The organism is Achromobacter seleniivolatilans (assembly GCF_030864005.1).
In the GTDB taxonomy this organism is placed as follows: Bacteria; Pseudomonadota; Gammaproteobacteria; order Burkholderiales; family Burkholderiaceae_B; genus Achromobacter; species Achromobacter seleniivolatilans.
Genome location: NZ_CP132976.1, coordinates 5,379,598 through 5,391,218, shown reverse-complemented (window position 1 = coordinate 5,391,218; position 11,621 = coordinate 5,379,598). Strand labels below are relative to the sequence as shown.

8 protein-coding genes are annotated in these 11,621 nt (G+C 52.7%); 4 read left to right on the top strand and 4 right to left on the bottom strand.

From position 1 onward, the window contains the following. Positions 1-54 precede the first annotated feature (54 nt). Genes RAS12_RS24440 through RAS12_RS24430 form a run of 3 tightly spaced genes read right to left on the bottom strand, consistent with a single transcriptional unit; the run spans position 55 to position 5,971 of the window. On the bottom strand, positions 55-3,213 hold the full coding sequence (locus RAS12_RS24440) for a CusA/CzcA family heavy metal efflux RND transporter (RefSeq protein ID WP_306942233.1): 3,159 nt from the start codon (positions 3,211-3,213) through the stop codon (positions 55-57). Positions 3,214-3,226: 13 nt separating this feature from the next. Beyond that, a complete protein-coding gene (locus tag RAS12_RS24435; RefSeq protein ID WP_503366824.1) occupies positions 3,227-4,699 on the bottom strand; it encodes an efflux RND transporter periplasmic adaptor subunit in 1,473 nt (490 codons plus the stop codon). A 12-nt stretch (positions 4,700-4,711) separates the two neighbouring features. After that, entirely contained in the window at positions 4,712-5,971 is a 1,260-nt protein-coding gene (locus RAS12_RS24430) for a TolC family protein (protein ID WP_306942229.1), read from the bottom strand. A gap of 369 nt (positions 5,972-6,340) precedes the next feature. Here RAS12_RS24430 and RAS12_RS24425 point away from each other — a divergent pair, with 369 nt between their 5' ends. The 3 genes from RAS12_RS24425 to RAS12_RS24415 all read left to right on the top strand — a co-directional run bounded on the left by RAS12_RS24425 (position 6,341) and on the right by RAS12_RS24415 (position 9,437). After that, a complete protein-coding gene (locus tag RAS12_RS24425; protein ID WP_306942227.1) occupies positions 6,341-7,030 on the top strand; it encodes a heavy metal response regulator transcription factor in 690 nt (229 codons plus the stop codon). Continuing rightward, on the top strand, positions 7,030-8,364 hold the full coding sequence (locus tag RAS12_RS24420; protein WP_306942225.1) for a heavy metal sensor histidine kinase: 1,335 nt from the start codon (positions 7,030-7,032) through the stop codon (positions 8,362-8,364). The genes RAS12_RS24425 and RAS12_RS24420 overlap by 1 nt, the downstream gene beginning before the upstream one ends. Before the next feature lie 380 nt (positions 8,365-8,744). Beyond that, on the top strand, positions 8,745-9,437 hold the full coding sequence (locus tag RAS12_RS24415; protein ID WP_306942224.1) for a heavy metal response regulator transcription factor: 693 nt from the start codon (positions 8,745-8,747) through the stop codon (positions 9,435-9,437). Positions 9,438-9,559: 122 nt separating this feature from the next. On the opposite strand, the gene RAS12_RS24410 is transcribed toward RAS12_RS24415, so the two are convergent. After that, a complete protein-coding gene (locus RAS12_RS24410; protein ID WP_306942222.1) occupies positions 9,560-10,717 on the bottom strand; it encodes a porin in 1,158 nt (385 codons plus the stop codon). Positions 10,718-11,225: 508 nt separating this feature from the next. On the opposite strand from RAS12_RS24410, the gene RAS12_RS24405 reads away from it, so the two are divergent. Beyond that, positions 11,226-11,537 carry a DUF4148 domain-containing protein gene (locus tag RAS12_RS24405; RefSeq protein ID WP_306942220.1) on the top strand — a complete coding sequence of 104 codons (312 nt, stop codon included), beginning with the start codon at positions 11,226-11,228 and terminating at the stop codon, positions 11,535-11,537. The last annotated feature ends 84 nt before the right edge of the window (positions 11,538-11,621 follow it).

The following is an 11,621-nucleotide window of genomic DNA, read 5'->3' as shown; positions in this document are numbered from 1 at the left end:
AATTACATTTCCGCAAGCTTGGAGAAGCCTAGGCCCCTCCAAGCTGTTTATGATTCAAACCTTCCCATCAGAAAGCTCAAGTTCCTCAGGGTCTTTTCTGTGAACAAGGCGATAGAGCGCTGGAAGCACCAGGAGTGTCAGGAACGTCGAGGAGACGATGCCGCCGATAACGACTGTGGCCAACGGTCTCTGAACCTCCGCACCAGTCCCTGTTGCAATAGCCATTGGCACGAACCCTAAAGAAGCGACCAACGCGGTCATCAAGACCGGCCGCAGTCGTGTCAAGGCTCCTTCTCTCACTGCGACGTCGAGTGGCCTGCCTTCTTCCCTAAGCGATCGAATAAAGGACAGCAACACCAGGCCATTGAGCACAGCAACACCACATAGGGCAATGAATCCCACCGCCGCCGTAATCGACAAGGGTATCCCTCGCAGCCACAACGCCAAGATTCCGCCCGTCAACGCGAAGGGGATGCCGGTAAATACCAGTAGGCCATCTTTGACGTTTCCGAACATCGCGAACAACAGCACGAATACCAGAAGCAGCGCAACGGGCACCACAATCTGCAAACGCTTTGAGGCCGATTCAAGTTGCTCGAAAGTGCCACCCCATGCCGTCCAATATCCTGTCGGAACTTTGATCTTCTCAGCTATCGCTGTTTCCGCCTCCCCCACAAATGAGCCAAGATCTCTGCCTCGCACGTTGGCACTGACAACGATCCTACGCTTGCCGTCTTCGCGAGAAACTTGGTTGGGGCCTGGCGCCAAATCGAACGTCGCTACTTCAGACAACGGTATGTAGGCCGTCTGAACCTGGCCGTCTTCCTTCGGAAGAGCGATAGGCAAATTCTTAAGTGAGGTGATGTTCTCTCGTACCTTCTCAGGCAGCCGCACGACGATCTCGAACCTGCGGTCGCCTTGGAAGAAGGTTCCCGCCTCGCGACCGCCTGCAGCGATCGTAAGAACGTCCTGGACGTCCGAGAGACTCAGACCGTAGCGTGCCGCTTTGGCACGATCAATCGACACTGTCAGCATCGGGAGCCCAGTGGTCTGCTCCACCTTGACTTCAGAGGCTCCAGGGATCTTTTGAAGAACTTCCGCCACCTCGCTTGCGGTGCTATTCAACACATCGTTGTCATCGCCAAAGATCTTCACTGCGACGTCACTGCGAACGCCCGAGATCAGTTCATTAAAGCGGAGTTGAATCGGCTGCGAGAATTCGTAGTTGTTGCCCGGGATGGTTTGCGCCTCTTGCTGTATCGCTTCTCGTAGCTCTGCATGGGATTTTTTCGGACTTGGCCAATCCTTCTCTGGCTTTAGCATGATGTACCCATCCGAGATATTCGGAGGCATCGCGTCGGAAGCAATTTCTGCAGTCCCCGTTCGAGCAAATACGCGTTCAATTTCCGGGAATTTTTCCTTCAACCTGTTCTCGATCTGAATCTGCATTGCGACCGATTGCGTCAGACTCGTCCCGGGAATGCGCAATGCCTGAATTGCCATGTCTCCCTCGTTGAGGTTCGGGATAAATTCACTGCCCAACCGCGATGCGATGACACCGCACACAAGCACGAATCCCAGAGCACCAGCGAGCATCATAGGCGTGCGGCGAAGCGCCAGATCGAGCAACGGTTCGTAGCGCTTACGGGCCCAAGACATCACCCGAATTTCTTTCTCCGATACCTTGCTTCCGATGAACATCGCCACCGCCGCAGGTACGAATGTCACGGACAATATCATCGCGCCGAGAAGGGCCATGACAACGGTAAGCGCCATCGGGTGGAACATACGACCTTCAACGCCATTAAGCGCAAAAATCGGTAGGTAGACCACCATGATGATCAGTTGTCCGTACAGAAGCGGACGTCGGGCTTCTCGCGCTGCGGCGAATACCTCGTGGAAGCGTTCAGAGCGCGTCAGTGGGCGCCCGTGATGTTGCTGCGCATGACTCAATCGTCTCACGCAGTTCTCAACAATCACCACAGCGCCGTCGACGATAATCCCGAAATCCAAAGCACCGAGACTCATCAGGTTGGCGCTCACTTTGTAAGTCACCATGCCTGTGAAAGTGAACAACATGGATAGAGGAATCACCATCGCCGTAATGATCGCCGCGCGAATATTCCCGAGGAAAACGAAAAGGATCACGATCACCAAGATCGCACCTTCCAGCAAATTCTTCTTCACTGTGGCGATCGCTTTGTCTACAAGGTTGGTGCGGTCATAGACGGTGATCGCCTCTACCCCCTTTGGCAGCGTCTTGTTGATTTCAGCGAGTTTTTGCGAAACTGATTGTGAGACTGCCCGACTGTTTTCACCAATAAGCATAAAGACAGTACCGAGCACGACCTCCTTGCCATTGTCAGTAGCGGCACCCGTGCGAAGCTCTTTGCCTATAGCCACGTCAGCGACATCTCGGATCTTTATGGCTTGCCCGTTCACAGCACTTAGAACGATATCTTTTATATCAGTTATCGATTTAACCTGACCGGGTGCACGAATCAGGTACTGCTCGCCTTTTCTTTCAATGTATCCTGCACCTACATTGGCGTTGTTTCGCTCTAGTGCAGTGATGATGTCCGTCAAGGAAAGACCATACGACGCCAAACGCTCCATGTCCGGAGCGACTTGATATTCCTTCGCATACCCGCCGATTGAATTAACCTCAGTAACCCCCCGAACATTTCGTAGTTGGGGTTTTATTACCCAATCTTGAATTTCCCGAAGATCTGTGGACGTGTAAGGCGAGCCGTCGTCCTTCTTCGCTTCAGGCGTAGCTTCAACAGTCCAAAGGAAAATTTCTCCGAGACCGGTAGATATGGGACCCATGACCGGGATGACACCTTCCGGGAGACTTTCCTTTGCCTCTTGCAAACGTTGATTTACGAGCTGGCGGGCAAAATAGATGTCCGTTCCATCGTCAAAAATCACGGTCGTTTGAGAGAGGCCATAGCGAGATAGCGAGCGCGTCTGCTGCAGACCGGGCAGGCCAGCCATGACTGTCTCGATGGGATAAGTTACACGCTGCTCGGTCTCCAATGGGGAGTAGCCTGGCGCGCTGGCGTTGATCTGGACCTGGACGTTGGTGATATCCGGAACAGCATCAATCGCCAAGCGCGAGTAGTTGTAAACCCCAACGGCAGCCATTCCCAGAGAAATTAAGAGAACGAGCCAGCGTTGCTCGATGGCAAAGCGAATTAAGCGTTCAAACATATGGGGCTCCGACTCAATGCGCGTGATCAGCCGTTGCCTTGCCCAATTCGGACTTCAGCACGAAAGCATTGGAACTGACATACCGCGTCCCGGCCCTTAGCCCGGACACAACTTCGGAACTCTTCTCGGTCGTCGCTCCCAACTTGACCGGCTGCGGCAGGAATCCACCAGGCACCTCAACAAAGACGGTCGGATGTCCATTGACGTCCTGAATAGCATCGCTTTCCACTGCAACGCCTACCTCGTTGCGTTCAACCACCACGTTTACAGACACAAAGAGACCTGGTCGCCAAGCCATTTCTGGATTCTTCAGCGTCACCCGGGCCGTGGCGGTGCGCGTTTGCTGACCAAGCAAGGCGCCTATATAAGACACATTTCCGGAAGCTTCCTCGGCAAAGGCCGTGGACGTGACCTTCGCATCCTCACCTACTCGCACAGTCTGCAAATCTTTAGGTGCTATTACAAACTCCGCCCAGACTGTGCTCAGATCAGATATCGTGAAGATGTTCGACGCGTCAGTTAAGGCCTCGCCCAAAGCGATGTGCTTCTCCACCACGACGCCGTCGAACGGCGCGCGAATTTCGAGGAGACTCAAGTCTTTAGCCGAAGGCTCCGCCCCAACAGCGCGCAGTTTTTGAAGCGCGTTTTGGACAGCAATGTCAGCCTCTTGAAGTGCAGTCTGTGCCTGCTGGTAGTCCTGTTGAGCCGATACTTGTTCGCGCCATAACTTCAGTTCTCTAGCGTGCGTCGTCGCAGCCAAGCTTCTACGCTTCGTGGCAGCAAGCCACTCACTCCTAAGCTCGGAAAGCGAAGCACTAGAGATGACGGCCAACAGTTGCCCTTTTTTCACCTCTTGCCCCAGATCCGCTGAGACCTGTTGAACTGTTCCAGTAGCCTTTGGTACGACATGTGCTGTGCGATCAGCGTTAAATCGAATTTCACCCGGGAATCGCGTGCTCGATTCAAGGCTCTCAGCCTTCGCTTTGCTTGTCACAATCCCAGCAGAAGAAACTTGCTCGGGCGTGAGCGCCAGCAACCCCTCCTCCTTGTGCAACTCAGCACGCAAAGGGCCGTCTCGCCCTGGCAATGAAACGCTGATGTCTACTTCAAAGAAATGTGGCTCGGGAATAACTTGATCGCTGACCAGGCCGGCCGACGATGGCTTTAGCGTGAGGACGACCTCCTCTTCGTTTGGCCTTTTCAGAGTTGCAGTTGCCTTCAAGTCGGCAGGCATTACTGGCTTACCCCCTGTTGCTGCCCAAACCTTTAGACGAGCTGACGCTCCCTCCTCGACTAGACCCACCTCAATCGTGTCATTTCCGTCCTTCGTGACCTCACCTCCGTTCGGTCCCGGCGGCGCTTCGGTATGACCTCCGCGGTCATGGTCTGAAGGACCCGCGTGTCCCGAGGTTGGAACTAGAAATTGGAGTGATAACGCGACGGCGATTACGGCACGACGCCGAAATAACGTAAAGTACGGAGTCATATTCATCTCTATTTATTGGCCAAGAATTCGCTCAATTTCCGCTCGCGACAAAGCCGCTCGCGACAAAGTCGTTAGGTAGGAAATATTCCCTTGCGACAAAGTCCGCTGAGCGTCCAGAACTTCCAAATATCCGACTTTTCCGGCCTCAAAACCCTTACGGGCACCCTCATAAGCCTTTTGCGAAGTTGGGATGACGGACTGGCGATAATCCGTGGCAGAAGCAATCGCAAGGTCATAAGTAGAGGCCGCCATCACCAGATCAGCGCTCAACCGCGCCTCCAGCTCTCGATAGATGTCTTGCGCCTTATATGTCTGCATGGTGGCGGAGTAAACGTTGCCTTGATTCCTATCAAAAATTGGCAAAGGCAACGAAACGCCGAACTGCGCCTTGTTACGTCCCGCCTCGTTGTCGCGCGCGACACCTCCGCTCAATGTGATGTCGGGATAACGCTTACTCTTTTCGACGTTCAGTTCTGCCCTGCTGACTTCCATAGCAAGGCGTCCGGCCGCCAACCTCGGGGAGTTCAACAACGCGGAGCGCAAATCGTCGAGGGCTCGACGGGGAGGGAGATCTTCAATATTCGCGCGCACCAGTTCGAATTTCGGAATCGGTTCTCCCCATAGCAAAGATAATTCTCTGCGTGCAACGCTAAGGTCGTTTTCCGCCTGTCTCACCTCGATCTCTGCTTTTGTTAGTTCGACTTCGGCCCGGTTTCGTTCTAATGGAGGTGCTTTTCCAGACTCAACTCGCTTCTGGGCAAGACGAAGCGCACTCTTTGCGACATCAGCCATATCTCTGCTTACGCGTAGTGTTTCCTGAGCGATCGCGACCGCATAAAACCGGGATGCCACGGATGCCTTAATCTCGGCATTCGCGACGTCATAATCTAATCCGGCCAATTTGCTGCTCAATTGAGCAGCCTCTACACGCGCGCCTCTCTTTCCGCCCAATTCGATCGGCATGCTGAGCATCGTGGTGGTGGTGCGTGTCGCGCGCTGATGATCATCGACGCTGACATCTAGCGACGGGTTCGGAAGACGGCCCGCCTGATCCACTAAGCCCTTCGACGCCCCGAAATTGTTCTTCGCTGCCGATAGCAGGGGGTTCAAATTGAGCGCTGCATCCATCGCCTCTGGCAACGTGAGGATGCTTCCGGACGGAGAACGTACGTCTTCCTTGTTGTATTGTTGTGGCGTAGTCTGTGCCCATACCTGCTGGCCGCACAGCGCGACGGCCATCAGTAGCAGTGGAATTGGCTTAAAGCGCATCATTCAACCTTGGTGAAATCTGAGGGATGTTGGTCCTTGGCTCGATCCAACCCCACCTTAGATCCCTGTAAGATCGATCCGGACGCATGACCGCCCGTACTGTATCCAAGCGCCTTCGTCAGAATCCGGACCCCAAGATGACAAATTGGTAAGGTTTCTGTGCATTACAAATTTGTAATGTTCGAGAGGGGGGATTGACGATCAGCCATTCCTAAAATGCTTCCCACGGCACGAATGGGCAGCAGATTGAAACCTCTATCCATCCAACGAAGTCGCCAAACAGCTCGTACGCACACGTTCGCTCACAGGCTTTTTGTGACCGCTGCTTCGACCTACGTTTGGTGCCGATCACAGTTCGAACGGTTAAAGAAAATGAAGATTTTGGTCGTTGAAGATGAGCGCAAGCTTGCTGAATACCTAAAGCGTGCCCTCTCGGAACACAACTATGTCGTCGACGTTGCATCAGACGGCGTTAGCGGCCTGCATCTTGCTCGCGAGACCCAATACGACCTCATACTTTTGGACGTTATGCTACCGGGAATGGACGGCTTTTCTGTTTTGCACGAGATTCGCAAGTCGGACCGTGTGCCAGTCCTCATGCTCACAGCTCGGGACAAAGTTGAGGACCGCGTGCGTGGATTGCAGGACGGCGCGGATGATTACCTAGTCAAGCCATTTGCTCTTTCCGAGTTATTGGCGCGCGTGTTAGCTCTGGGACGTCGAAGAGGGCAGGTGGTTATGGAGTCCAATCGGCAAAACGTGCTTAAGGTAGGCGACCTCGAACTTGATCTTTTGCGCCGTAAGGCCAGTCGCGCGGGCACACGCCTCGATCTGACGGCGAAGGAATTTACGCTGCTCGCGCTTCTGATGCGGAAACAGGGCGAAGTTCTATCCCGCCTCGATCTCGCGGAACAAGTCTGGGACATCAACTTCAATAGCAATACAAATGTGGTTGAAGTTGCTGTCAGGCGGCTTCGGGGAAAGGTGGACGACCCATTCGAAGTGAAACTACTTCACACGGTACGCGGAATGGGCTACGTGCTTGAACTGAGGGATGAGTAATGCGCTTTCGAGCGATCAACTCACTTCGGGAATGGCTATCCCGTTGGCTCGCGATACAAACATTTGCGGCACTCGGTTTGGTATGCGTGGTCGTGTACATAGCGACAAATCTCAATCTCTCGTACCGTCAGCAGGCGCTCTTGGAGCAAAAACGAGAGGTAATTGAGCACCTGGCCGAAGAATTTTCAGTAAAAGGCGATTTGCCAGACCTTGAACACAAGCTTAGTGATTTTTTTTACGGAAAATCAGAGTTTTCGCTGCGTTTAGTCATCAACGGAAAGATTAGCGTATACGGCGAGCCCACGGTCACCGCAAGTGACTCATCTCGAATACACGTCGTTTTTTCCCTACCGGCGCCAAGCGAACCAGATAGAAGGATGACCGCTGAGCTATTTCTTGACACGACGCCAGATGTAAGCCTTCGGGTAATGCTCGCTTGGACGCTATTTGCGTGCGCACTCGTTGGAGCCATTGTGGTCTCGGTAATAGCAAATGTGCTCGTGCGGCGCGCTCTACATCCTCTACATGAAGTGGCAAGGCAAGCTGCATTGATTTCTCCCGACCGCATTGGTGAGCGATTAGGCGAAGAAGGTCTGGCACAGGAAATCAAACCCTTGGTTCTGCAATTCAATGCCGTTCTTCAGCGACTAGAGCGTGCCTATATCCAAATGGAAGGATTCAATGCTGATGTTGCACATGAGCTCCGCACCCCTCTTGCCACGCTCATCGGAGAGACTGAATTTGCATTGGCTGGGAACCGCTCAATTTATGATTTAAGAGAGATACTTGGCTCAAATCTTGAAGAATTGCAGCGCATGTCAGCAATCATCAACGATATGCTATTTCTCTCTCAAGCGGACCGAGGCGCCAAAGCAAGAGCAACCCATGTGATTAGCTTGCGAGAGATTACGGCGGAAGTTATTGATTATCATGAAGCCGAAGCACTTGATGCGAGAGTGACTTTGACCATAGTAGGGGATCAATCAGGAGAGGTGGATAGATCGCTGTTCCAACGCGCCATATCCAATTTAATTACGAACGCCATTCGTTACAGCAACCCAGATTCGTCAGTCACCGTAAGTCTTGAAAAGAATAATGATGGACAAGTCCTTGTTGCTGTTCATAATTTTGGTGAACAAATAGAAGAACAGCACATTCCTCGACTTTTTTACCGCTTTTACCGGTCCGATTCTGCTCGAGCGAGTGATGCCAATCATCACGGCTTAGGTCTCGCCATCGTAGCCGCCATAGCCCGAATGCACGGGGGTGTACCTTTTGTGCGCTCAGATAAATGGGGCACAACTATTGGATTTAGCATGTCTGCTAATCTCTAAACCCCGGCCAGATTCGAAATTTGACGCCCCTGCATTTACGTGCAGCGGGCGTTTTTTCATTTCTTAGGAATTTGATTCCTTACGTGATTCAGCGAAACTTGCCTCGCCCCTCCGTTTAACAGCGACCCCAATGAAATCCGTCAAAAAGGCGACAGCAATCTTCCATTTCGATTGCAGATTCGTAATTGACGAGTTCGGGTTCTGACGAAGCCTGACCGCTAAAGTAGCTCTTCATATAGAGCGATGCGAGAAGCCGGAACTTAATGCAAAGGACTTTTAGGTTGTTCTGCGCTGTTCCGATAAGCGGGGCGATCTAATGATCCGCGCCGTTCGCTTATTTTTCAACGTCATTTTTTCTCAATGACGTTTCCAAACGACAAATGAAAATCTTAGTTATCGAAGACGAGCGTAAACTCGCTGAAACGTTACGCCGTAGCCTCACGGATAACAGCTATATCGTTGACATCGCTTTGGACGGCGTTAGCGGACTTCAACTCGCCTACGAAACTCAATATGACTTAGTCATTTTGGACATTGTCTTGCCTGGGCTCGATGGGTTTGAAGTATTACAGCGAATTCGCCAGCATGACAACGTGCCTGTGATGATGCTTAGCTCGCGTAGTAGCCTTGAGGACAGGGTCCGTGGCCTAGAGCAAGGAGCTGATGATTATTTGGTGAAGCCATTTGCATTATCCGAGCTTCAGGCGCGAGTACTTGCGCTGAAGCGACGCGGAGTGGGGTCGGGTGACGCAATGTCGGGCCCGAACATCCTTCGCGTGGCAGACCTGGAGCTTGACCTTCTTCGGCGACGCGTGGCGCGCGGCAACTCCAGAATTGATCTAACGGCCAAAGAATTTGGCCTGCTGACCTTCCTCATGCGTAGACAAGGAGAAGTTTTATCGCGCCTCGTCCTTGCTGAACAGGTTTGGGACATGAACTTCAACAGCAACACCAATGTAGTGGAGGTCGCAATTCGCCGGCTTCGCGCAAAGGTCGACGATCCATTCGATATAAAACTGCTCCACACCGTCAGGGGAATGGGGTACACGATTGAGCATCGAGAAGGCGGCTAGTCCGCCATACCTAAGGTCCCGATTTCATAGGCAAGGCTTATGAATTTCTGATCAACGTAAATGCGACATAGACGGAAACTTGTCCCGTCTATGTCGCCACAACCTGGCGTTTCGGCTACGCGTTAGAACGAATGGCGCAGTCCAACCATCGCTTCAGTCGCCTTGGCATCGCTCTGGAAGGCAAAGTTCTTTGTGTACGAACCAACCGCATACATCGTCGTGCGCTTCGAAAGCGTGTAGGAGTAGCCCAATGCAAACGTATTGCTGGTCGAGTCACCGCCGGTAAGGTCACTGTTATTCGGGTCCACACGCTGCCACGAACCGAACATGCTGCTAGCCCCGCCAAGAGGCACGGATGCTGCCAGCAGATAAGAATTCGTGCTGAAACCGTCAACAAATGCATTAGACGGAGTACCTCGTAGCGCTCCGATCGAGGCGCTCGATGGGAGACTCTTGCCAGCGAACCAACCGTCTGTAGCGCGCTCGTATGCCAATGCCAGTTTGACTACTTCGAAGTCATAAGAGCCACCCAGCGTAAACGAACGCGGGGTCGCCGCAGTCTGAGCCGACGAGAGCTTATTCGATGCGTTCAATTGCTCATACGCGAAGAATGCCATGAGAGGCCCGTTGGCATAGCTAATACCGCTAGTAATTGCCCGAGTGTTATCAGCCGTTTTGAATCCGGTTTGGGCGGTACTACGGTCATCTGCGTTAAAGGCATAGCCGGCGGAAACTCGGAAACCACCGATCGACGGGCTCTCATACAGAGCCAGGTTGTCATATCGAACGAAATACGCGCCGCTGAAGCCGAGGCCGCCACCGGTATTCAGTTGCGTGAACCCACCGCCGAAGCTAGAGCCGTACATCGAAGCCATTAAGCGCGATGCGACGTTGTACTGGCGCCCAAGGCGGAATTCGCCCCATTGATCGCTACCGAGTCCAACGGTGGCTTCCCGTCCAAACAGGCGACCGTTTTGGCTCGACGTCCCGTTCGCGGAGTCATACCCGGACTCAAGGCGGAAGGTGGCGTACAAGCCGTCACCCAAGTCCTCTTTGCCGCGCAAGCCCCACCGTGAACCCGCCGTCTGGCCGGAAGTCATGCCAATACGGCTCGCCTTCAAGTCTGATTTTGCACCCGTCTGAGGATCAACGTAAGAGCCATCAACCTTGGCATAGCCAATTCCGGTATCGATGATGCCGTAAAGCGTGACTGACGTTTCAGCATAAGCGGCGGTGGAAAGGGTCGCTGCGGAAACAGCCAGCAGTAGAGTTTTCTTCACAAATTTCTCCTATTTCACAGAGGCGGACTGGAATGATCTCGCTGATAGGAGAAACACGAAGTCTGTTTCGCGACTCGCATTGCTAATGCAATGTGCCCTATCGGCGAGTACGAAAGCAAGTCTGGAGAGAACTCACCAACAGCAAACGGACCATATGATTACAAATATGTTTGCTGCGAGTAATTAACTAAATCCGGTGACTCAAAGCGTGCGCAACCATATGTTTTTTATAGGATAAGTAAAAGCAAAGCGCACTCAACAACTAAGAACCACTAAGCAATATTTTCCTGCAAACGCCCCTGAGCTGTTGTGAAATTCCTACGAATCAAAAAATTTTTGCTCGGCACCATCACTTCGATCGTGCGATTTCAAAATACCAACGAAAACGTAATTTTATGGTCGCGGTTTGGATGGAATGGCTTCGCTACAATTTCTATACGCGTTAAATGATGATGAGTTTTCAATACCGACCTAGATGCGTAAGGTCGGTAAACAAAAGGAGTTGGCGATGAAAATTTCCCTCAAAATGTTGTCCGCCGCCGTTTTGGTTGCAGCCCCCATCTCATACTTGAGTGCCCAATCTGTTCAGCCGGCTAACACAACTGCACCGGGTTACTCGACCTACACCGACCGTGGACTCACACGCGCCGAAGTCCGCGCAGATCTGGCAATGTGGAAGCGTGCGGGAATGGATGAGTTCTGGAACAAAAGCGAGACTCCCGATTTCTACAGTCGTGAATACAAGACTGCGTACGCAGAGTATGTCCGGCTGCGTGGAGGCGCCGAATACCAACAAGAGTTGGACCGCCTAAAGCGTTAACAGAACCCTCAGCCGAGGGTGACGAGCGGCCTCCTCCACCGCGAAGGGAAGAGGTCTTTTTTGGTGCGCACCACATATGCGGTG